This window comes from Cupriavidus sp. FW216-B1 (assembly GCF_058789195.1).
The window spans coordinates 58671-79499 of the sequence record NZ_JBYTEL010000016.1 but is presented as its reverse complement, the minus strand read 5'-3'; the positions used below and the strand labels follow the sequence as shown (position 1 = coordinate 79499).

20 protein-coding genes are annotated in these 20829 nt (G+C 70.4%); 13 read left to right on the top strand and 7 right to left on the bottom strand.

Annotated elements, in window-relative coordinates; all coding sequences use genetic code 11:
* Nucleotides 1-45: 45 nt before the first annotated feature.
* Complete coding sequence (locus AC3WXD_RS25860; RefSeq protein ID WP_492324947.1) at nt 46-939, bottom strand: alpha/beta fold hydrolase; 894 nt, start codon at nt 937-939, stop codon at nt 46-48.
* A gap of 140 nt (nt 940-1079) precedes the next feature.
* Here AC3WXD_RS25860 and AC3WXD_RS25855 point away from each other — a divergent pair, with 140 nt between their 5' ends.
* The 13 genes from AC3WXD_RS25855 to AC3WXD_RS25795 all read left to right on the top strand — a co-directional run bounded on the left by AC3WXD_RS25855 (nt 1080) and on the right by AC3WXD_RS25795 (nt 15261).
* Nucleotides 1080-1973 (top strand): LysR family transcriptional regulator, encoded by an 894-nt coding sequence (locus AC3WXD_RS25855; protein WP_492324946.1) that lies wholly within the window; start codon nt 1080-1082, stop codon nt 1971-1973.
* 329 nt (nt 1974-2302) lie between these two features.
* Nucleotides 2303-2977 (top strand): CDP-alcohol phosphatidyltransferase family protein, encoded by a 675-nt coding sequence (locus AC3WXD_RS25850; RefSeq protein ID WP_029043561.1) that lies wholly within the window; start codon nt 2303-2305, stop codon nt 2975-2977.
* Nucleotides 2974-3804 (top strand): HalD/BesD family halogenase, encoded by an 831-nt coding sequence (locus tag AC3WXD_RS25845; protein WP_020202797.1) that lies wholly within the window; start codon nt 2974-2976, stop codon nt 3802-3804. Before AC3WXD_RS25850 ends, AC3WXD_RS25845 begins: the two co-directional genes overlap by 4 nt.
* Nucleotides 3801-4826, top strand: coding sequence for an HpnL family protein (locus AC3WXD_RS25840; RefSeq protein WP_492324945.1), 1026 nt, complete (start codon nt 3801-3803; stop codon nt 4824-4826). Before AC3WXD_RS25845 ends, AC3WXD_RS25840 begins: the two co-directional genes overlap by 4 nt.
* Nucleotides 4827-4857: 31 nt before the next feature.
* Nucleotides 4858-5622: a phosphocholine cytidylyltransferase family protein gene (locus AC3WXD_RS25835; protein WP_029043562.1), complete on the top strand. Its 765-nt coding sequence runs from the start codon at nt 4858-4860 to the stop codon at nt 5620-5622.
* The gene (gene aepX, locus AC3WXD_RS25830; protein WP_020202800.1) at nt 5619-7325 is read left to right on the top strand and encodes a phosphoenolpyruvate mutase; all 1707 of its coding nucleotides are present in this window, start codon (nt 5619-5621) and stop codon (nt 7323-7325) included. Before AC3WXD_RS25835 ends, aepX begins: the two co-directional genes overlap by 4 nt.
* Nucleotides 7322-8524, top strand: a complete 1203-nt coding sequence (gene aepY / locus AC3WXD_RS25825; RefSeq protein ID WP_492324944.1) for a phosphonopyruvate decarboxylase — start codon at nt 7322-7324, stop codon at nt 8522-8524. Before aepX ends, aepY begins: the two co-directional genes overlap by 4 nt.
* A complete protein-coding gene (locus AC3WXD_RS25820; protein ID WP_020202802.1) occupies nt 8525-9589 on the top strand; it encodes a 2-aminoethylphosphonate aminotransferase in 1065 nt (354 codons plus the stop codon).
* 146 nt (nt 9590-9735) lie between these two features.
* The gene (locus AC3WXD_RS25815; protein WP_492324943.1) at nt 9736-10407 is read left to right on the top strand and encodes an MlaC/ttg2D family ABC transporter substrate-binding protein; all 672 of its coding nucleotides are present in this window, start codon (nt 9736-9738) and stop codon (nt 10405-10407) included.
* Nucleotides 10408-10664: 257 nt separating this feature from the next.
* Nucleotides 10665-12659 carry a hypothetical protein gene (locus AC3WXD_RS25810; protein WP_492324942.1) on the top strand — a complete coding sequence of 665 codons (1995 nt, stop codon included), beginning with the start codon at nt 10665-10667 and terminating at the stop codon, nt 12657-12659.
* A 199-nt stretch (nt 12660-12858) separates the two neighbouring features.
* Complete coding sequence (locus AC3WXD_RS25805; protein ID WP_020205041.1) at nt 12859-13671, top strand: MetQ/NlpA family ABC transporter substrate-binding protein; 813 nt, start codon at nt 12859-12861, stop codon at nt 13669-13671.
* 44 nt (nt 13672-13715) lie between these two features.
* Nucleotides 13716-14624: a methionine ABC transporter ATP-binding protein gene (locus AC3WXD_RS25800; RefSeq protein ID WP_492324941.1), complete on the top strand. Its 909-nt coding sequence runs from the start codon at nt 13716-13718 to the stop codon at nt 14622-14624.
* Nucleotides 14605-15261: a methionine ABC transporter permease gene (locus AC3WXD_RS25795; protein WP_492324940.1), complete on the top strand. Its 657-nt coding sequence runs from the start codon at nt 14605-14607 to the stop codon at nt 15259-15261. The genes AC3WXD_RS25800 and AC3WXD_RS25795 overlap by 20 nt, the downstream gene beginning before the upstream one ends.
* Nucleotides 15262-15388: 127 nt before the next feature.
* On the opposite strand, the gene AC3WXD_RS25790 is transcribed toward AC3WXD_RS25795, so the two are convergent.
* From AC3WXD_RS25790 to AC3WXD_RS25765, 6 genes are all read right to left on the bottom strand, one after another.
* Nucleotides 15389-16204 carry a class II aldolase/adducin family protein gene (locus AC3WXD_RS25790; RefSeq protein ID WP_492324939.1) on the bottom strand — a complete coding sequence of 272 codons (816 nt, stop codon included), beginning with the start codon at nt 16202-16204 and terminating at the stop codon, nt 15389-15391.
* 247 nt (nt 16205-16451) lie between these two features.
* Nucleotides 16452-17351, bottom strand: a complete 900-nt coding sequence (locus AC3WXD_RS25785; RefSeq protein WP_492324938.1) for an SDR family oxidoreductase — start codon at nt 17349-17351, stop codon at nt 16452-16454.
* A 137-nt stretch (nt 17352-17488) separates the two neighbouring features.
* Complete coding sequence (locus AC3WXD_RS25780; RefSeq protein WP_492324937.1) at nt 17489-18049, bottom strand: hypothetical protein; 561 nt, start codon at nt 18047-18049, stop codon at nt 17489-17491.
* 17 nt (nt 18050-18066) lie between these two features.
* Nucleotides 18067-18807: an SDR family oxidoreductase gene (locus tag AC3WXD_RS25775; protein ID WP_020205047.1), complete on the bottom strand. Its 741-nt coding sequence runs from the start codon at nt 18805-18807 to the stop codon at nt 18067-18069.
* Between the two features lie 479 nt (nt 18808-19286).
* Complete coding sequence (locus AC3WXD_RS25770; protein WP_492324936.1) at nt 19287-20342, bottom strand: alkene reductase; 1056 nt, start codon at nt 20340-20342, stop codon at nt 19287-19289.
* Between the two features lie 84 nt (nt 20343-20426).
* On the bottom strand, nt 20427-20738 hold the full coding sequence (locus tag AC3WXD_RS25765) for an ArsR/SmtB family transcription factor (RefSeq protein WP_020205049.1): 312 nt from the start codon (nt 20736-20738) through the stop codon (nt 20427-20429).
* Nucleotides 20739-20829: the final 91 nt, after the last annotated feature.

Sequence of the window (20829 nt, the reverse complement as noted above, 5' to 3'; positions counted from 1 at the left end):
TGATGCGGTACTCGCCGACATCCCGCGGCGGCACCCGCCATGCGGTCAGCCCGGCTGGGCGCAGAAGCGCAGGATGGCGGCGGCCACGGCCTCGGGCGCTTCGCGCTGCGGGAAGTGGCCCACGCCGTCGAGCACCTGGCGCGCGTAGCGCCCGGAGAAAAAGCCTTCCTTGCCCTCGGAACTGGCCGGCTGGTTGCACGTGTCGCGCCCGCCGTGCAGGACCAGCGTGGGCGCGGCCAGCACCGGCGCCGGGCACAGCGCGCGCTCGTCGGCGGCGTAGGCGGGATCGCCTTCGGCGAAGCCCCAGCGGTGCCGGTACGAATGCAGTACCACGGCGGCCCAGTCGGGGTTGTCGAAGGCCGCGGCGGCTTCGTCGAAGTCCTGTTCCGCGTACCAGCCCAGCGGCGACCACGTGTCCCACATCTGGCGCGCGAAGGCGCGCCGGTCCTGCGCCACGGTGCGCTCGCCGCGCGGCGTGGCCATGTACCAGTGATACCAGTAGTTGCGCGCCTGCTGCAGCGAGATGGCCTGGCGCGGGTCGTTGGTGCCGTAGCCGACCGACAGCATCACCAGGTGCGAGCCGGCGCGCGGCCGCAGCCCGAAGGCGTTGGCGGCGGCGCGCGCGCCCCAGTCATGGCCGACCAGCAGCGGGTCGCGCAGCGCCAGCGCGTCGAGGAAGGCGAGCAGGTCGCGCCCGAGCGCCGCGAGCTGGCCGCTGCGCATGGTGGCGCCGTCGCGGAACCGCGTCGGGCCGAAGCCGCGCAGCGCCGGGCAGAGCACGCGGAAGCCGGCCCCGGCCAGTAGCGCGGCCACGCCGCGCCAGCTTTCCGGGCTGTCCGGCCAGCCGTGCACGAGCACCGCGGTGCGCGCGCCGCGCGGGTTCCATTCCAGGTAGCCGATGTCCAGCACGCTGGTACTGGCAAAGTGGTATGCCGTCATCGCGCGGCGCTCCTCGTGGGTAACAGGTTGAGTGGGGGACCGGCCTGGTCAGCTTGAAACGATAGCACCCGCGCGATTTCCGATTCGTGATGAATTGGCTATGATTGTGAAGATTACGAAATCAATCTGGAGGGCATGACATGGATGCGATGCCGGCCTCGGCGGCCACGCTCGACATCGGCCTGCTGCGCACGTTCCTCGCCGTGGTGGATTGCGGCGGCTTCGCGCTGGCGGCCGAGTCGCTCAGCCTGACGCCGTCGGCCATCAGCGGCCATGTCAAGCGGCTGGAGCAGGGCGCCGGCGCGGTGCTGCTGGAGCGCACCACGCGCAGTTTCACGCTGACGCCGGACGGCGAGCTGCTGTATGCGTATGCGCGCAACATCGTCGCGTTGGAGCGCGAGCTGCGCGCGCGGCTGCGCGGCGCGCCCGTGCGCGGGCGCCTGCGCGTCGGCAGCTCGGAGGACTTCGCCAGCACCTGGCTGCCGCGCATGCTGCAGGCGTTCCGGCGCTGGCATCCGGACGTGTCGGTCGAGCTGAAGGTCGGCGCCTCGGCGGACCTGCTGCGCCAGCAGGAGCGCGGGCGCTTCGACATCGTGTTCGGCAAGCAGTGCTCCCGCGCGACGGGCGGCGAGCTGCTGTGGGAGGAGGAACTGGTGTGGGTCCACGCCGCCGACGCGCCGTTCGATCCCGAGGCCGAGGTCCAGCTGGCGGCGTTTCCCGAGCCGTGCGTGTACCGGGAGTCGGCGGTGGCGGCGCTGGCGCGCGTCGGGCGGCCCTGGCGGCTGGTGTTCGAGAGCAGCAGCATGGCCGGCTGCCTGTCCGCGGTGCGCGCCGGCTTCGCGGTCACGCCGGTGGCGCGCAGCCAGGTGCGCGAGGGCCTGCGCGTGCTGGACGGCCGCGACCGCATGCCGGCCCTGCCCAAGGCGCGCTTCTACGCCTTCGTGCGCGAAGGGGCGCCGGCCGCCCAGGTGCTGACGGACGCGGTGCGCGAAGCCGGCCGCCAGCACCGCTTCGGCGAGACCCGGGCCTGGTGAGCGGCGCCGGGCCGGCGGCGGCCCCACTCCGCGGGGCGTTGCTTCGGGGCCATGCTCCCGGCACGCACTATTGTGGTGCCCTCGCCTCCCGGGCGCCCGTCCGGCCTCCCGCCGGCGGGGCGATTGTGCCGATGCGGGTCACATCGCTTACCATATCGGTTTGGCCGGCGGCATCCGCATCGACCTGACGTGGCTGCGCCGCCCCACCGGGTTGCGTTCCCGCAATGCAGGGCGCGCGGACTGGCGCTAGTATGCGGGCCTTGCGGCTGCGCCGCGGCAGCCGTCCCGGGGTCCCGCCGGCCCTGTAGCTTGCCCTGTATCTATTTCAGATGAACGACATTCCAACGAAATCCCACGGCGAGCCGCCCCCGCCACGCACCTGGGATGCCCGCCTCGCGCGTGCGCTGGTGCGCCCGCTGAAGGACTCGTGGGTCACTCCCAACCATCTCACCACCGTGCGGCTGCTGATCGGCCTGGCCGGCGTCGCCTGCCTGATGCAGGGCGGCTACGGCTGGACCAACTACGGCGCGTTCCTGATCGTGCTGTCCAACTTCGTCGACCATACCGACGGCGAACTGGCGCGGATCAGCGGCAAGACCAGCAAGATCGGCCATTTCTACGACCTTGCCAGCGATGCGCTCATTACCGTGCTGCTGTTCGTCGGCATGGGCGTGGCGATCGCGGGCCAGGCCGCGGCCGGCAGCTTTTCGCCGGTGCTGCAGGGCACGCTGGCCGGGCTGGCGGTGGCGCTGATCTTCTTTTTGCGCATGCGCATCGAATCGGCGGTGGGCAAGAGCGGCACCAGACAGGCCGCCGCCGCCGGCTTCGAGACCGAGGACGTGCTGTACCTGCTGCCGATCGTCACGCTGAGCAACGGCATCGCGCCGTTCCTGACCGCCGCCGCGATCGGCGCGCCGCTGTTCGCGGTGCTGGTGGCGATCGACTACTGGCGCGTGATGCGCAAGGTGCGCACGGCCCGCGCCAATATCCAAGGAACACGATGAGCGAACCAGCCAACGACATCACCCTGGACGCGCCGCCGCAGGCGGCGCCCGCTTCCGCGCCGCGCCAGGGCCAGCCCGCGCGGCCCGACCCGGACGCCAGCGTCGCCGGGCGCATCGCCGGGCTCGACAGCGCGAAGCTGCGCGCCGACTTCGAGCGCCAGGACGCCTTCCTGAACCTGCAGGAATTCCTCGCGCCGGAAGTCACCGCGCAACTGATCGCCGCGGCCCGCGCGCTGGTGCCGGACATCAACCGCAACTACCTGCCCGGCCACAAGGCCGGCGGCAGCGTCAGCCGCCACACCATCGACGAGAAGGCGCCGTTCATCGCCGAGCTGTACCGCTCGCGCGCGCTGATCTCGTGGCTGGAACGCATCAGCGGCGACAAGCTGCTGCTGTCGCCGCAAAGCGATCCGCACGCCTACGCGCTGTACTACTACACGCGCCCGGGCGACCACATCGGCTGGCACTACGACACCTCCTACTACGACGGCCGCCGCTACACGCTGCTGCTCGGCGTGATCGACGAGTCGACCTGCCTGCTCGACTACGAGCTGCACACGCGCAACCCCGACGTGCCCGACGAGGCGGGCTCGGTGCGGATCGGGCCGGGCGGGCTGGTGTTCTTCGACGGCGACAAGCTGCGCCATCGCGTCACGCCCGCCGGCGAGGACGAGTTCCGCGTGTCGCTGACGTTCGAGTACGTCACCGATCCGGGCATGCGCCCGTGGCTGCGCTTCATCTCCAACATGAAGGACGCGGTGGCCTATTTCGGTTTCCGCCAGGTGTTCAAGAACCTGACGTCCGGCAAGAAGAAGCCTCGCGCATGACCCGTGCCGCCATGATCCTGCTGTCGGTCGGCGTGGCGCTATTCGTCGCGCTGCTGGCATGGCAGGGCTTCGGCTCGGTCGCGTCGACGTTCATGTCGGCGGGCTGGGGCCTGGTGGCGGTGGCCGCGTTCCACCTGTTGCCGCTGGCGGTGGACGCGGCCGCGATCCGCGTGCTGTTCGGCCGCGACGACCATTGCTCGCTGCGCGACACGCTGCTGGCGCGCTGGGCCGGCGAGTCCGTCAACAGCCTGCTGCCGGCGGGCCAGATCGGCGGGCCGGTGCTGATGGTGCGCTTCCTGTCGCAGCGCGGCGTGCGCATGCGCGACGCCGCGGCCGCCATCACCGTGTGCACCACCATGCAGGCGCTGGCGCAGCTGGTGTTCGCCTTCGCCGGCCTGGCGCTGTTCGGCCTGTATGGCGGACACGAGGCGCTGTCCGACCTGCGCGCGCCCACGCTGATCGTCACCGCGGTGCTGGGGCTGTGCATCGTGGGGTTCTATTACGTGCAGAAGCGCGGCCTGTTCGGGCGCGTGCTGCGCGTGCTGTCGAAGCTGTTCGGCAAGCGCGACTGGAGCGGCCTGACCACGCGCGCCGACGCCGTGGACGCCGCCGTGCACGAGCTGTACCGCGACCGCGCCAGGGTCGCCAGGACCTTCGCGCTGAGCCTGGCCGGCTGGGTGGTCGGCACCGGCGAGGTCTGGCTGGCGCTGCATTTCCTCGGCCACCCGGTGAGCTGGCTCGATGCCCTGCTGCTGGAAAGCGTGGGGCAGGCCATCCGCGGCGCGGCCTTCGCGATTCCCGGCTCGCTGGGCGCGCAGGAAGGCGGCTACCTGCTGCTGGCGCCCATCGTGGGACTGCCGCCGGACGCGGCGCTGGCGCTTTCGCTGGCCAAGCGCGCGCGCGAGATCGGCCTCGGCGCGCCGGGGTTGCTGTACCTGCATTTGAGTGAAAGACGTTTCCAGCGACGGCGTGCCACGGCCAGCACCACCAGTGCGGCCAGTGTGCGGGCCACTACCGATTGATCGAACCTATTTGGATGAGCGCGGAGAAAGAATGCGAGCAATCATTCTTGCCGCGGGCCTAGGCCTGCGACTGCAGCAACAGCCCGGGGAGCAATACCCGAAGTGCCTGTTGCGTTTTGAGGGGATGACCCTGCTGGAGCGCCACCTGCGCATGCTGGATGCGGCGGGTGTCGACGAGATCGTGCTGGCGCTCGGCTTCCAGCCCGAGCAGGTGGAGGCCGAACTGCGGCGCCTGGGCCGCGATCCGTATCCGGAGATCGTGCTGAACCCGCGCTACGACCTGGGCAGCGTGCTGACCGTGCATACCGTGGCCGACGCGCTCACCCGCGGCGGCGACGTGCTGCTGATGGACGCCGACGTGCTCTACGACGAGCGCATCCTGCGCGCGCTGGTGGCCGGCGAGACCACCAACCGCCTGCTGATCGACCGCGATTTCGAAGCCGGCGACGAGCCCGTCAAGCTGTGCCTGAAGGACGGCGTGCCGGTCGAGCTGCGCAAGCAGCTCGCGGTGGGCCTGGAGTACGACACCATCGGCGAGTCCGTCGGCTTCTTCCGCTTCCAGGAACAGACCGCGCGCCGCCTGGCCGAGATCGTCAAGGGCTACGTGGATGGCGGCCGCGCCAACATGCCGCACGAAGAAGCGGTGCGCGACCTGCTGCTCGAAGGCGGCCACGTCTTCGACACCGCCGACGTGAGCGGCGCGCCCTGGATCGAAATCGATTTTCCTGGCGACGTCGCGCGCGCGCGCGACGAAGTCCTGCCCGAACTACAGCGCCTCGTGGGAGCAGCACAATGAACGCAATCGACCCGATTTTCCCGCGCGCCACGCGCGCCGCCCGCCTGCGCCAGATGCTGGTCGGCAAAGAGCTCGAATTCATCATGGAAGCCCACAACGGCCTGTCCGCGCGCATCGTGCGCGAGGCCGGCTTCAAGGGCATCTGGGCCTCGGGCCTGGCGATCTCCGCGCAGTTCGGCGTGCGCGACAACAACGAGGCGAGCTGGACCCAGGTGGTCGACAACCTCGAGTTCATGGCCGACGCCAGCGACCTGCCGATCCTGCTCGACGGCGACACCGGCTACGGCAACTTCAACAACATGCGCCGCCTGGTGCGCAAGCTCGAGCAGCGCGGCATCGCCGGCGTGTGCATCGAGGACAAGCAGTTCCCCAAGACCAACAGCTTCATCGACGGCGAGCGCCAGCCGCTGGCCGAGATCGACGAGTTCTGCGGCAAGATCAAGGCCGGCAAGGACTCGCAGGCCGACGACGACTTCTCCATCGTGGCCCGCGTCGAAGCGCTGATCGCCGGCTGGGGCATGGATGAAGCGCTGCGCCGCGCCGAGGCCTACCGCCAGGCCGGCGCCGACGCCATCCTGATCCACAGCAAGCTGTCCAGGCCCGACGAGATCCTCACGTTCGCGCGCGAGTGGGCCGGCCGCGGCCCGCTGGTGATCGTGCCGACCAAGTACTACAGCACGCCGACCGAAGCGTATCGCAAGGCCGGCATCAGCCTGGTGATCTGGGCCAACCACCTGATCCGCGTGGCGGCCTCGTCGATGCAGGCCGTGGCAAAGGAAATCCACGACAGCGAGACGCTGGTCAACGTGGAAGACCGCATCGCCACCGTCAACGAGATCTTCCGCCTGCAGGACGCCGACGAATACTCGGCCGCCGAGAAGATCTACCTGTCCGGCGCGCAGGTGCCGGGCGCGGCGGTGGTGCTGGCCGCCGGCCGCGGCAAGGGCCTGGAAGCGCTGACCGAGGACAAGCCCAAGATCATGCTGCCGGTGGCCGGCAAGCCGCTGCTGCGCTGGCTGGTGGACGCGTTCAAGAAGCAGTCGATCAACGACATCACCGTGGTCGGCGGCTACCAGGCCGGCGCCATCGACACCGCCGGCATCAAGCTGGTGGTCAACGAGCGCCACGCCCAGACCGGCGAGCTGGCCTCGCTGGCGTGCGCGGTGGACGGCCTGCAGACCGACACCGTGATCGCCTACGGCGACCTGCTGTTCCGTAGCTACATCCTGCGCGACCTGCTGGAAAGCGACGCGCCGTTCAGCGTGGTGGTGGATTCCTCGCAGAACGCGCCGGCCAACCAGAGCGTGCACGACTTCGCCTGGTGCTCGGCGCCCGACGACCGCGACCTGTTCGGCCAGAAGATCCTGCTGCGCCATGTGTCGAGCAAGGCCGAGCAGGCCGGCGCTGCGCCCGCGCAGCCGGCCAATGGCCGCTGGATCGGCCTGCTCAACGTGCGCGGCGAAGGGCGCGCGCGCCTGCAGAAGCTGATCGGCGAGCTGCGCGCGCGCGACGACTTCGACACGCTGGACCTGCCCGCGCTGCTCAACGCGCTGGTGGCCGCCGGCGAGGAAATCGAGGTCAAGTACGTGCACGGCCACTGGCGCGGCGTGAACGACCTGGAAGACTTCCGCCGCGCGGGCGATTTCGCCCACACGCAGACGCAGTTCGCGGCCGGCACCACGGACGGCGAGGAAGCCCGATGATCGAGGCGGCGCAGTTCGTCGAGGCCGCGCGCGCGCGCGGTTTCGACTGGTATGCCGGCGTGCCGTGTTCCTACCTGACGCCGTTCATCAACTACGTGCTGCAGGACCCCACGCTGCACTACGTCTCGGCCGCCAACGAAGGCGACGCGGTGGCGCTGATCGCGGGCGTCACGCTGGGCGCGCGCGGCGGCCGCCGCGGCATCACCATGATGCAGAACTCGGGCCTGGGCAACGCGGTCAGCCCGCTGACCTCGCTGACCTGGACCTTCCGCCTGCCGCAGTTGCTGATCGTCACCTGGCGCGGCCAGCCGGGCGTGGCCGACGAGCCGCAGCACGCGCTGATGGGCCCGGTCACGCCGGCCATGCTGGAGATGATGGATATCCCCTGGGAGACCTTCCCGACCGACCCGGCCGAGATCGGTCCGGCGCTGGACCGCGCGGTGGCCCACATGGACGCCACCGGCCGGCCCTACGCGCTGGTGATGCAGAAGGGCAGCGTGGCGCCCTACGCGCTCAAGGAACAGGCGCGCCCCGCGCCGCGCCCGAAGGCCGTGCCGCGCGCCGCGCTGGCCGGCGCGCCGACGCTGCCCACGCGCCGCGAGGCGCTGCAGCGCGTGATCGCGCATTCGCCGCCGGGCAAGACCGTGGTGCTGGCCTCCACCGGCTTCTGCGGGCGCGAGCTGTACGCGCTCGATGACCGCGCCAACCAGCTCTACATGGTCGGCTCGATGGGCTGCCTGACGCCGTTCGCGCTCGGCCTGGCGCTGGCGCGCCCGGACCTGGACGTGATCGCCGTGGACGGCGACGGCGCGGCGCTGATGCGCATGGGCGTGTTCGCCACGCTCGGCGCCTACGGCCCGCCCAACCTGACCCACGTGCTGCTGGACAACGGCGCGCACGACTCCACCGGCGGCCAGGCGACCGTCTCGCACAACGTCTCGTTCGCCGGCGTGGCCGCCGCGTGCGGTTATGCCGAGGCCGTCGAAGGCGACGACCTCGCCGTGCTGGAAGACGTGCTGGCGCGGCCGGCCGCCGGCGCCGGCCCGCGCCTGGTGGCGCTGTCGATCAGCGCCGGCACGCCGGACGGCCTGCCGCGCCCGACCGTGACCCCGGTCGAGGTCAGGACCCGCCTGGCGCGCCATATCGGCGCGGACATCGGCGCCGATCTCGACACCGCCGCCGCACAAGGAGCCAAGTAAATGCTGCTACTCAACCCCGGCCCCGTCACGCTGAGCGAGCGCGTGCGCCGCAGCCTGCTGCAGCCCGACCTGTGCCACCGCGAAAGCGAGTTCTTCGACCTGCAGGACGAAGCGCGCGCGCGGCTGCTCGACGTGTACGGGCTCGACCCCGCCGCCTGGACCGCGGTGCTGATGACCGGCTCCGGCACCGCCGCGATGGAAAGCATGACCGCCGCGCTGGTGCCCGCGAACGGCAAGCTGCTGGTGGTGCAGAACGGCGTCTACGGCGAGCGCATCGCGCAGATCGCCGCACAATACCGCATCGCCCATGAGGTGGTGGCGCATGACTGGAAGCAGGCGCCCGACCTGGACCGCGTCGCCGCCGCGCTCGAGGCCGATCCCGCCATCACGCACGTGGCCGTGATCCACCACGAGACCACCACCGGCCGCCTCAACGACCTGCCGGCGCTCGACGCGCTGTGCCGCGCGCGCGGCGTGCGGCTGCTGGTGGACGGCGTCAGCAGCTTCGGCGCCGAGGCCATCGACTTCGGCGGCAACGTCGACGCCGTGGCCGCCACCGCCAACAAGTGCCTGCACGGCGTGCCCGGCGTGTCGTTCGTCATGGTGCGGCGCAGCGCGCTGGCGCAGGCCGCGAGCCGCACCTACTACCTCGACCTGGGCCGCCTGGCGCGCCTGCAGGACCAGCGCAACACGCCGTTCACGCCCGCCGTGCACGTGTACTACGCGCTGGTGGAAGCGCTGCGCGAACTGGCCGACGAAGGCGGCTGGCGCGCGCGCCACGCCCGCTATGCCGGGCTGGCCGAACGCGCCCGCGCCGGGCTCGAGGCGCTGGGCATACCGGCGCTGTGGCCGGCCGCGCAATCGTCGGTGGTGCTGCGCGCCTACCACCTGCCCGCCGGGCTTTCGTACGCGCAGCTGCACGACGGCCTGAAGGCGCGCGGCTTCGTCATCTACGCCGGCCAGGGCGGCTTGTCCGCGGAACTGTTCCGCATCTCCACGATGGGGAACATCGGGCCGGACGACATCGACCGCCTGCTGCAGGGCTTCCGGGAACTGACGCGGTAAAAGTGACAATGGCGCCGCCGGACCGCGCGGCCGGCGCCATTTGGTTTTTGTGCCCGAGGCACTAGCATTAGATATCGGTCGCGGCCTGTCTCCGGGAGACGGGCGCGGCCGCTCCGTTCATGGTCGTACATCGGGAGGTACTCGCGATGCATCGCCGTCTTCGCCGCCGCGGTCTTGCCGCCGCCGGCCTCCCCGCCGCCGCCCTCGCGGCCTGCGTCGCGCTCGTGCTGGCCGCGGGGCTGCCGCCGGCCGCCACCGCCGCCGACATCGTCGCGCCGGCCGTCGACCGCTCCGCGCCGGACCGCATGGTGCGCGCCGCCGTGGAAGGCGTGCTGGCCACCATCCAGGCCAATCCCGACACCCGCAACGGCGATCTCGACAAGATCACCGCCGTCGTGCGGCGCCAGTTCCTGCCCTACACGGACTTCGAGCACACCACGCGCCTGGCCGTCGGCGCGGCCTGGCGCACCGCGACGCCGGAACAGCAGAAACAGTTGTACGAGCAGTTCCAGACCCTGCTGGTGCGCAGCTACGCGCTGTCGCTGTCGCAGGTGCGCGACCAGGCCCTGAAGTTCCGCTACAAGCCGCCGCGCACCAGCGGCAACGATGCCGTGATCGAGACCAGCGTCATCAACAAGGGCGACGAGGTGCAGATCGACTACCGCCTTCAGCGCGGGCCGGCCGGCTGGGCCATCTACGACATCAACATGAGCGGTGCCTGGCTGATCGAGGTGTACCGGCGCCAGTTCGCCGACATCGTGGCCAAGGGCGGCATCGACGGGCTGGTGAAATACCTGACCACCCACAACGCGGTCTAGCCGCTTGCCGCGAGTTGCCGCGGGCTGCCGCAGGTTCATGACAGGCGCCTGCCTTGCCCCGTCGCGGGCGGGCCGTCGTCGGGTATGCGGCACATGCCAAAACTTGATAGCCCCGAAGGGGTATTGAACAGGGCAAAAATCCGCTGTTACAGTCGCCCGCGCATACCCTTCGCGCCCGGGCCGCATCCGCAATCCGAACCAGACCCTGGCATGCCGGCGGCGTGCGCTTGCCAACAAATAAAAACGGGTCAGGTCACATGTTCCACGGTCTTCATGCCGGCGCGCGGTCTCGCGCGGCCGGTCTGCTCTCGCTTGTCCTCGCCGCGGGCTTGCTGTCCGCCTGCGGCAGCGACGACGCCCCCTCTTCTCCCGCCACCACGCAGGCGCCCAGCAGCCGCCTCATCGTCGACACCGGCACGGCCGCGCCCGCGCAGGGTAGCACGCTGACGCTGAAGGCGACTTTGCTCGGCGCCGACGGTCTCGAGGTCAAGGGCGCAAAGTTCGCGTGGTCGTCGTCGAACGAAGCAGTCGCGGTGGTGGCGTCGGCTTCCGACCAGGCGCCGGCGGCGGCCAGCGTGATGCAGCCGGTGGGCACCTATGTGTCGGTGCGCATGCTGGCGCCGGGCGAGGTCGACATCGTCGCCACGGCGACGCTGCCCGACGGTACTCAGGCCACCAGCACCACGCACCTGACGGTGCAGGCCGCGCCCGCGAAGACTTATGCGCTGACGCTGTCGCCCTCCACGCTGACGGTCAACTACGGCGCAGCGGCGCAAGTCGTCACCGCGGTGGTGCGGCGTTCGGACGGCGTCGATGGCGTGGCCGATCTCACGAACTGGTCGTGGGCGGTCGACAACGCCACGTTCGCCGCCGCGCCGGCGGCGGACAGCCATTCGGCGCAGGTTTCCACCACGGGCACGCTGGCGGGCACGGGGCAGCTCACCGCGTGCGCGAGCACGCCGGCGGGCGACCGCCTGTGCGCCAACGCGGCGCTGGCGCGGCCGCTGGTGGCGCTGCCGTCGATCGCGTTCTCGGTGCCGTCACTGTACGTGAAGCCGGGCCGCACCGGCACCGTGACGGCGACGCTGACCGATGCGCCGGGCGCCGACCTCGCCGGCCGGGCGACGCTGGCGTGGTCGATCCAGCAAAGCGGCACGGCCGCCTCCATCGTCAGCATGCCCACCAGCACCAGCGTGACGATCGGCCTCGATGCCGCGCAGACCGGCACCTATGCCGCGACGCTGACGCTGACCGCGACCTACCCGGATGGCCGCACCAACAGCAGCACGCTGCCGCTGACGTTCCCGGGCATGTGGAGCCGCCTGCCGGACGCGCCCATCGCCAGCCCGTCGATCGTCAGCCTGGCCATCGACGGCACGCGCGTGTGGCGGCTGAGCGCCAACGGCAGCCAGCCGGCGCGGCTGGAGCGCTTCGGTGCTGCCGGCGAAGGGCCGGTCGAGCCCGCCACGGCGCTGCCGGTGGCAGCGCAAGGCGTGTGGCTGGCGGCGGACACGGACCCGGCGAATTCGGCGGTGGTGGTGCAACTGGGCGCCGATGGCGCGAGCGTGCCGTTCGGCAGCGTCGATGCGGAGCTCGCCGGAGCGCGTACGGATTTCTCGTTGCCGGGTTGCGTGCAGTATGCGGCCAGTACAACGGCCGGGCGCGCCTTCGTGAAGGCAACCGGCGGCACCGGCATCATCGCGACGGGCTGGTGTGTCACGTCAGGGGTGTGGTGGTGGCAACCCGTGGGGGGAGGCGCGACAGTGAATAGTTTCAGGAACGCGCCAGTCCTGGACGCGCGGCCGTATTCCACAGGTGGCGGCCTGGCGGTCCAGGCGAATGGATCGCGCAACACAATGTCGCCAGGTGGCGGCGAGACCCTGTGGTTTGGCGCCCAGGCGTCCCTTGGCCTTGGCGCTGTCTCCGGTGACGCGACCAACGAAAACGCGCCGATCTACGGCTACGTGAGCGGCACTGGCATCGTTGTCACATCCGGACCGAATACCCCTTATGCGACTGTGTCCGGCGGGGTGCCGCCCCTGCTCAAACTGAGCGCCATCCCGCATTTCGTGACGGGCCTCGCGGCGTCTTCGCTGGCTGTCCTCAACACGGACAGCAATACGCCGGCGACGCTCGCGCTGCCGGGCAACGGCACCGGGGCGGATTTCGCGAGCGCGGTCGATGCGAATGGCAAGCTGCGCGTCGCTGTGCGCCTCGCGGATGGCTCGGTGTGGGTCTACGACCAGCCTTGACGCGGGAACGATCGCGGTCCGCGCGCTGTCGCCGGCGCGATGGGCCGCACCCGCGCAGGGGGCGTGAATTCCTGATTTGCTAGTGCGGAAATATTCGTGGACCGGGATGCGGGCGGCTGCCTAGACTGCATCCCCTGGCATCGCGCGGCGCCATGCGCGCGCCGCCGCCACCCACGAACCGCACCCAGGCAGACCGCTCATGACCCTGCGCAAGATCCTTTCCACGCTCCTGGCCGCCTCGGCGGCATTCGCCATCGGCGCGGCGCCGGCGCTGGCCGCCGACAAGACCATCAAGGTCGGCGTGCGCGGCGGTGTCGACGAAGAAATCTGGGAAGTCGTCACGCAGGTGGCCAGGAAGCAGGGCCTCAACGTGCAGCCCATCGTCATCACCGGCACCGCCAGCCCCAACGAGGCGCTCAACAACGGCGACCTCGACGCCAACGCATTCCAGCACAAGCCGTTCCTGCGCGACCAGGTCACGCAGCGCGGCTACAAGATCGTGGCGGTGGCCGATACGCTGATCTCGCCGATCGCCTTCTACTCGAAGAAGTACAAGTCGCTCGAGGCGCTGCCGGCCGGCGCGCGCATCGGCATTCCCAACGACCCGAGCAACCAGACCCGCGCGCTGGTGATCCTGCGCGACCACGGCCTGATCAAGTTGCGCGACGGCTTCGATCCGTTTACCGGCACCGCCACGCTGGCCGACGTGACCGCCAACCCGAAGAAGCTGGACCTGGTGGAAAGCGCCTCGGTGGTGCTGGCGCGCTCGCTGCCGGACGTGGACGCCGCCGCGGTGATCAACACCTTCGCCTATCAGGCCGGCCTGATCGCCACGCGCGACGGCATCGCCGTGGAGAAGAAGGAGCACAACCCCTACGTCAACGTGATCGCCGTGCGCGAGCGCGACAAGGCCGCGCCGTGGGTGGCGCCGCTGGTCAAGGCCTACCAGTCGGAAGACGTGCGCAAGTTCATCCTGAGCAAGTACCAGGGCTCGGTGATCCCGGCGTTCTGACGCCGCGGTCTCTTGCCGCCGTTGCCGTTCCAGGAGGATCCACCGTGTCGCAGGCACCCCCGCAGCCTTCCCCGGCGCCGTCCGCGCTGCCGCACATCGTGTTCGAGCAGCTCGGCAAGCAGTATCCCGGCGCGCCGTCCGCCGCGCTGTCCGCGGTGTCGTTCACCGTGGCGCGCGGCGAGATCTTCGGCATCATCGGCCGCAGCGGCGCCGGCAAGTCCACGCTGCTGCGCACCATCAACATGCTGGAGCGCCCGAGCGGCGGCCACGTGCGCGTGGACGGCGTGGACGTGGGCACGCTCGACGAGGACGGCCTGGTGGCGCTGCGCCGGCGCGTGGGCATGATCTTCCAGCATTTCAACCTGCTCTCGGCCAAGACCGTGTTCGAGAACGTGGCGCTGCCGCTGCGCGTGGCCGGCGTGCCGCGCGCGCAGATCGCGCCGCGCGTGACGGAGCTGCTCGAGCTGGTGGGCCTGGCCGGCAAGGCGCAGGTCTATCCGGCCATGCTGTCCGGCGGGCAGAAGCAGCGCGTGGGCATTGCGCGCGCGCTGGTGCAGCGCCCCGAGATCCTGCTGTGCGACGAGGCCACCTCGGCGCTGGACCCGGAGACCACCGAATCGATCCTGGCGCTGCTGCGCGACATCAACCGCCGCCTTGGCCTGACCGTGGTGCTGATCACGCACGACATGGCGGTGATCCGCCAGGCCTGCGACCGCGTGCTGGTGCTCGACCACGGCCACGTGGTGGAGCTCGGCACCGTGGAGCAGGTGTTCGCCCAGCCGCGGGCCGCCGCCACGCTGGCGCTGCTGCGTCCGCTGCGGCTGGCCAGCGGCGTGGCGAGTGTGGCAAGCGTGGCGGGCATCGGCGGCGCGGCGCCCGCGGCCAATGCGGTCGGCGCCGGCGCGCGCGCCAATCACGAGGAGGCAGCGGACCATGTTCCCGCCATTGGCTGACAAGTATGTGAAGGCGCTGGGCGAGACCCTGCTGATGACCGGTTCCGCCTGCCTGGTGGTGTTCGTGTGCGGCATGGCGCTGGCGATCGTGCTGACGCTGAGCGCGCCGGGCGGGCTGAGCCCGCGGCCGCGCCTGCACCGCGTGCTGTCGGTGCTGGTCAATACCTTCCGCTCGATTCCCTTCATCATCCTGCTGGTGGCCATGCTGCCGGTCACGCGGCTGATCGTGGGCACCACGATGGGCACCTGGGCGGCGGTGGTGCCGCTGAGCGTGCATCTGATCCCGTTCTTCGCGCGCATTGCCCAGGTCAGCCTCAACGAGATCGACCCGGGGCTGGTCGAGGCCGCGCGCGCGATGGGCTGCCGGCGCTGGCACATCGTGCGCCACGTGCTGCTGCCCGAGGCGCTGCCGGGCATCGTGGGCGGCGCCACGGTCAGCGTGATCGCCATGATCGGCTCGTCGGCGATGGCCGGCGCGGTCGGCGCCGGCGGTCTCGGCGACCTCGCCATCCGCTATGGCTACGAGCGCTACGAGACCGCCGTGATGTTCAACGTCATCGCCATCCTGATCGCGCTGGTGACGCTGGTGCAGTTCGGCGGCGAGCGGCTCGCGCGCCGGTTCGACCACCGGCGCTGAGAGACGCCATCAAAATGATTCCGGCGTCGTTGCGCGGCCTTGCCGCACTACTTGTACTGTCCGCGGCCGCGCGCCTGGCCAGAACCGCTTCGCTTCATCTAGATAGCGTCTCTTGGCGGGCTTTTTTCTACTGACGGTACGACGGATCGCTGCGGTCGAGCTGGCGCAGCAGCGCGGCCCAGTGCTTGCGCGTGACCGTGCCGCCGGTGTTGCGGATCGCCACGTCGGCCACCTTGCGGGCCACCGCGTCCGGCGCGATGATCAGCGGCGCGCCGCCGGACTGCGCGGCGAGCTGCGCCGCGCACGCGCGTTCCAGCACGTGCAGTTCCTGGAACGCCTGCGCGATGGTCGGCGCGCAGGTCAGCAGGCCGTGGTTGCGCAGGATGAAGACGTTCTTGTCGCCGAGGTCCGCCACCAGGCGCACGCGCTCGTCGAGGTCGAGCGCGATGCCTTCGTAGTCGTGGTACGCGACCCGCCCGAAGAAGCGCATGGCGTGCTGCGAGATCATCAGCAGCCCGTCGCGCTGCGCCGACACGCCGATGCCGGCCGCGGTGTGGGTATGCAGCACGCAGCCCACGTCGTGGCGCGCGCCGTGCAGCGCGCTGTGGATGGTATAGCCGGCCGGGTTGATGCCCAGGCCGGTATCGTCGCGCACGATCTCGCCGTCGATGTCGACCTTGACCAGGTTGGACGCGCCGATCTCGTCGAAGGTCAGGCCGTAGGCGTTGATCAGGAAATGCTCGTCGGGGCCGGGCACGCGCGCGGAGAAGTGCGTGTAGATGTGGTCGGTCCAGCGGAACTGCGCGGCGAGCCGGTAGGCCGCGGCCAGTTCGACGCGCACCGCCCATTCCTGCGGCGAGACTTCGGCCTGCACGGCGGGGAAATGCAGCGAGGGAAGCTCGAGATCCTGCAAAGCCAGCAGCGGCTCGGTGACGGCGTTCATGCGGCGCTCCATGTTGTGGGGGTGGGTGCCGCACATCATACGGCGGCCCGGGCCGACGCGCCAACGCAGCGAAGCACATATGGAAATGCGGGCGCCGGCGTGCCGTACTCCGGCTCCGGGTCCGGCTCCCTCCGGCCCGGCTCCTGCTGGCAGTGAGCGCTGTTTCTCCGCCAGCGCCATTCCCGATCGCGCCCGCGCACGCCATCGTGCCGCTGGCCGACGGCGGCACGATGGCATGCCGTGCCCGCTAGCCCTTGACCGCGGGCGAGAGCAGGTCCCGCAGGCCGATCGCGAGGTACATCTCGCGGCGCATGCGGTCGGCCACGGCGTTGACCACTTCCGCGCCGTCCTGCGACGGATCGACGTGCACGCGGAACGGGCGCCTGCCGAACGGCAGGCCCACCACGCGGACGATCTCGCGCGCCACTTCGGCGGGGTCGGCGTCCTCGGGTTCCAGGCTCTTCAGGCCTTCGAGCGCCTTGCCGGGCACGTCGGCGTAGGGGCCCTGCTCGTATTCGGCGGCCACCGCGGTATCGGCCGGCTTGCCCGAGTGCGCGAAGTGGTTGGTGCCCTTGGTGAAGGCGCCCGGCACCATGATGGTGGTCTCGATGCCCCAGCGCGCCAGCTCGGTGGAGTACGACACGGCCAGCGCGTCCATCGCGGCCTTGGCGGCGAAGTACGGCGCCAGGAACGGCGGCGTGCCGCCGCGCGTGGACGACGAGCCCACCCACACCAGCAGCCCCTTGCCCTGCTTGCGCAGGTGCGGCAGGGCGGCGCGGTTCACGCGCTGCGTGCCCAGCACGTTGACGTCGTACTGCTGCATCAGCTGTGCCGGCGTGAAGGCCTCGGCCGGGCCGAACACCATGTGGCCGGCGTTGTGCACGATCACGTCCAGGCGGCCGGCATCCTGCAGGATGTGGGCGACCGCCGCCGCGGGCGAGGTGTCGGACTGCACGTCCAGCTCGACGGTGCGCAGGTCGGCCTTGTTGTCCCTGGACCATTGGGCGATCTCCGCCACGCGCGGGGCGTTGCGGCCCTGGGTCTCGCGCATCGAGGCATAGACGGTGTGGCCGGCTTGCGCCAGCTCCCTGGCGGTCATCAGGCCGAAGCCGGACGAGGCGCCGGTGACGAGGATGATTTGCGACATGTGGGTCTCCCTAGGAGTGGAAATTCAGGAAAGTGGACTATCTGTTGCCGCGGACGCGTTCCCGGAGCGTCTCCGGAGAGACGGCTTCCGCGTGCCCGCCGCCGTTCCGGGCGCGACCGCGCGGAACGGCGGCGGCCTTACTGCCGGAAGATCTTCTGGTAGTACGCCCGCCCCTGTTCCAGATGGGCATCGAAGGCGAAGCCCCGGTCGAGCATGAGCTGCATCTCGCCCTCGGGAATGCGCATGACGTAGCCATGCTCCGTGGCGACCAGGGCGCCGGGCTTGTCCTGCGTCTGGCGGGTGTTGAACCACTTGCCCGGGTCCGCGTGCCCGCTCGGGAACGACTTGCCGGCGTGCTCGACGCGCCATCCGCCGTCGAGCAGGATCCAGTAGTCGGTATCCGTCGGGCCTTGCGGGCCGCGCCTGGACAGCACGGCGCCGGCGTCGACCTCCCACTCGCGCGAGTGGTCGATGACCCATTGCAGCTGGTCGGTCGACAGCGAAGTAAAGAACGGCGTGTGCCGCAGCAGGTGCAGGTAGGTAACGGATGGGCGCATGGTCATGTTGTTCTCCGCATCGGCAATGCGCGCGCGGCTGCAGGCCGCGAGCGACAGCACGGATGCCAGTACCGCGGCGGCGGCGCGCAGGCGCGGCCGCCACGGCTTCGCCTGTGCGCCGTTGTGTCGGGTTGCCGGCATGGGGCGCGCAGCCGTGCTCAGGCCAGGCCGCCGTTGGCGCGCAGCACCTGGCCGTTGACCCAGGCACCGTCCGGGCCGGCCAGGAAAGCCACCGCGCTGGCGATGTCCTCGGGCTGGCCCAGGCGCTCCAGCGGGGGCATCTTGGAGAAGGTCTGGATCTGTTCTTCGGTCTTGCCGTTGAGGAACAGCTCGGTGGCCACCGGGCCCGGCGCCACGCAGTTCACCGTGATGCGGCGCCCGCGCAGTTCCTTGACCAGCACGCGCGAGAACGCTTCCACCGCGGCCTTGGTGCCGTTGTAGATCGCGTAGCCCGGCAGGTTCAGCGCCAGCGTCGTGCTCGACAGGTTGATGATGCGGCCGCCGTCGTTCAGGCGCGCGGTCGCTTCGCGCAGCGTGTTGAACACGCCGGTCACGTTGATGCTGAAGGTCTGGGCGAACACCTCGTCGGTGGTCTGCGCGAACGGCATGGTCTTGAGGATGCCGGCGTTGTTGACCAGCACGTCGATCTTGCCGAGCTTGCTCTCGACCTCGTCGAACATGCGGCGCACGTGGTCGACCTTGGACACGTCGGCCTGCACGGCGACGGCCTTGACACCGGTCTGCGCCAGTTCGGCGACGAGCTTGTCGGCCTCACCGGGGTTGGACACATAGTTCACGGCAACCGAGAAGCCATCGGCGGCCAGGCGGCGGGCGATGGCGGCGCCGATGCCGCGCGAGGCGCCCGTCACCAGGGCGATACCGTTCTGTTTGTCGGACATGGTTTCTTGCTCCTTTTCGTTCAGGGGGATGCACTACGGAGATCATGATATTGGTTGCCTTGGGGAAAATAATTGTCTGGCAATGATTATTAGTGTTCCATCTGCATTAACAATATGGCGTGTGGAGGGCGTGACGGACCGGTTTCGGAACAGGCGGGGGGGGGCGCGCATGGCGGCGCGCGGGGGTGTTTCCCCTGGTCGGGGAAGATCGGCCCCGATGTGTCACGCGCGGCGGCGTGCCATGCGTGTTGCCGGGAGATATCGGGAAGGCCGACGGGGCGGCGTCTGGCAACGCCATGCCCAGGGGGGAGGGGGCTATCGGTGAATCACGGCATGCGGCCCGCTCCTGTCCGGGACGGGCCGCATGCCGCTGCCGGCTCGCAGTGGCGCCGGCCCCGGCGAAGTCCGCCGGAGCATGGCGAAGCGGCGGCCGGCGGGCGCCGCCCGGCAAGGCCCGGACGGCGCCAGTCCCGCCGCGCTCAGGCGAGCGCGGGGTAGTCGATGTAGCCTTCCGCGCCCGAGTGGTAGAAGGTTTCCGGCTGCGGCGCGTTGAGCGGCGCGTCGGTCTGCAGGCGGCGCGGCAGGTCCGGGTTGGCGATGAACAACTGGCCGAAGGCCACCGCGTCGGCTTCGCCGGCTTCCAGCACGTGCTGCGCCGTGGCCTTGGTCATGCGCTCGTTGGCGATGTAGACGCCGCCGAAGGCCTGCTTCAGGGCCGGGCCCAGGCGGTTGTCGCCGAGCGCCTCGCGCGCGCAGATGAAGGCGATCTTGCGCTTGCCGAGCTCGCGCGCCACGTAGCCGAAGGTGGCGGCCGGGTCGGAGTCGCCCATCGTGTGCGCGTCGCCGCGCGGCGCCAGGTGCATGCCCACGCGCGACGCGCCCCACACTTCGATGCAGGCGTCGGTCACTTCCAGCAGCAGGCGCGCGCGGTTCTCGATGGAGCCGCCGTAGGCGTCGGTGCGCTTGTTGGTGCTGTCCTGCAGGAACTGGTCGAGCAGGTAGCCGTTGGCGCCGTGCACTTCCACGCCGTCGAAGCCGGCGGCCTTGGCGTTCTCGGCGCCGTGGCGGTAGGCGGCGACGATGCCGGGGATCTCGTCGGTTTCCAGCGCGCGCGGCGTGACGTAGGGGCGCTGCGGGCGCACCAGGCTGACGTGGCCCTGGGCGGCGATGGCGCTCGGCGCCACCGGCAGTTCGCCGTCGAGGAAGATCGGGTCGGAGATGCGGCCCACGTGCCAGAGCTGCAGGAAGATGCGGCCGCCGGCGGCGTGCACGGCATCGGTGACGACCTTCCAGCCGGCCACCTGCTCGTCGGACCAGATGCCCGGGGTGTCGGCGTAGCCCACGCCTTGCGGGGTGACGGCGGTGGCCTCGCTCAGGATCAGGCCGGCCGAGGCGCGCTGCACGTAGTACTGCGCCATCAGCGCGTTGGGCACGCGGCCGTCGCCCACCGCGCGCGAGCGCGTCAGCGGCGCCATGATGACGCGGTTGGGCAGGTCGAGGTCGCCAATGCGGATCGGGTCGAAAAGGGTAGTCATGATTGGTCCGGTATCAGGATAGACAGCAGGGTAGACAGGCACCATCGGTGCGGAAAAACTGCGGCGCTCGCGCGCCGCCGGGGTTCAGAGATCGCGGTGCATCCGTGCCAGGAAAGCCTGGATGGTCTGCTCGTCGCGCTTGAAGAAGATCCACTGGCCGACCCGCTTCGACGTCACCAGCCCCGCGCGCTGCAGCGTGGCGAGGTGCGCCGAGACCGTGGACTGCGACAGCCCGGTGCGCGCATCGATCAGGCCCGCGCACACGCCGATGTCGAGCGGGTGGTCCTGCATGGCGAAGTTCGCTTCCGGGTCTTTCAGCCAGTACAGGATGTTGCGCCGCAGCGGGTTGGCGAGGGCCTTGAGGATGGCGTCGATGTCGATGGCGTCGGAGTCCATTGGGGGCGGGTTGGCTGATGGAGGAAACGGCCTGTTTCGTCTTTTGCCGAAACATATATCCGCTTCTCTCAAAATTAATATCGCAACTATA

Coding starts and splice junctions, on each gene's coding strand:
- AC3WXD_RS25850 (WP_029043561.1), top strand. CDS start 2,303: ATGAACGACATTCCAACGAAATCCCACGGCGAGCCGCCCCCGCCACGC.
- AC3WXD_RS25860 (WP_492324947.1), bottom strand. CDS start 939: ATGACGGCATACCACTTTGCCAGTACCAGCGTGCTGGACATCGGCTAC.
- AC3WXD_RS25780 (WP_492324937.1), bottom strand. CDS start 18,049: ATGCCGGCAACCCGACACAACGGCGCACAGGCGAAGCCGTGGCGGCCG.
- AC3WXD_RS25815 (WP_492324943.1), top strand. CDS start 9,736: ATGCATCGCCGTCTTCGCCGCCGCGGTCTTGCCGCCGCCGGCCTCCCC.
- AC3WXD_RS25810 (WP_492324942.1), top strand. CDS start 10,665: ATGTTCCACGGTCTTCATGCCGGCGCGCGGTCTCGCGCGGCCGGTCTG.
- aepX (WP_020202800.1), top strand. CDS start 5,619: ATGAACGCAATCGACCCGATTTTCCCGCGCGCCACGCGCGCCGCCCGC.
- AC3WXD_RS25770 (WP_492324936.1), bottom strand. CDS start 20,342: ATGACTACCCTTTTCGACCCGATCCGCATTGGCGACCTCGACCTGCCC.
- aepY (WP_492324944.1), top strand. CDS start 7,322: ATGATCGAGGCGGCGCAGTTCGTCGAGGCCGCGCGCGCGCGCGGTTTC.
- AC3WXD_RS25795 (WP_492324940.1), top strand. CDS start 14,605: ATGTTCCCGCCATTGGCTGACAAGTATGTGAAGGCGCTGGGCGAGACC.
- AC3WXD_RS25845 (WP_020202797.1), top strand. CDS start 2,974: ATGAGCGAACCAGCCAACGACATCACCCTGGACGCGCCGCCGCAGGCG.
- AC3WXD_RS25855 (WP_492324946.1), top strand. CDS start 1,080: ATGGATGCGATGCCGGCCTCGGCGGCCACGCTCGACATCGGCCTGCTG.
- AC3WXD_RS25790 (WP_492324939.1), bottom strand. CDS start 16,204: ATGAACGCCGTCACCGAGCCGCTGCTGGCTTTGCAGGATCTCGAGCTT.
- AC3WXD_RS25835 (WP_029043562.1), top strand. CDS start 4,858: ATGCGAGCAATCATTCTTGCCGCGGGCCTAGGCCTGCGACTGCAGCAA.
- AC3WXD_RS25805 (WP_020205041.1), top strand. CDS start 12,859: ATGACCCTGCGCAAGATCCTTTCCACGCTCCTGGCCGCCTCGGCGGCA.
- AC3WXD_RS25775 (WP_020205047.1), bottom strand. CDS start 18,807: ATGTCCGACAAACAGAACGGTATCGCCCTGGTGACGGGCGCCTCGCGC.
- AC3WXD_RS25820 (WP_020202802.1), top strand. CDS start 8,525: ATGCTGCTACTCAACCCCGGCCCCGTCACGCTGAGCGAGCGCGTGCGC.
- AC3WXD_RS25785 (WP_492324938.1), bottom strand. CDS start 17,351: ATGTCGCAAATCATCCTCGTCACCGGCGCCTCGTCCGGCTTCGGCCTG.
- AC3WXD_RS25840 (WP_492324945.1), top strand. CDS start 3,801: ATGACCCGTGCCGCCATGATCCTGCTGTCGGTCGGCGTGGCGCTATTC.
- AC3WXD_RS25765 (WP_020205049.1), bottom strand. CDS start 20,738: ATGGACTCCGACGCCATCGACATCGACGCCATCCTCAAGGCCCTCGCC.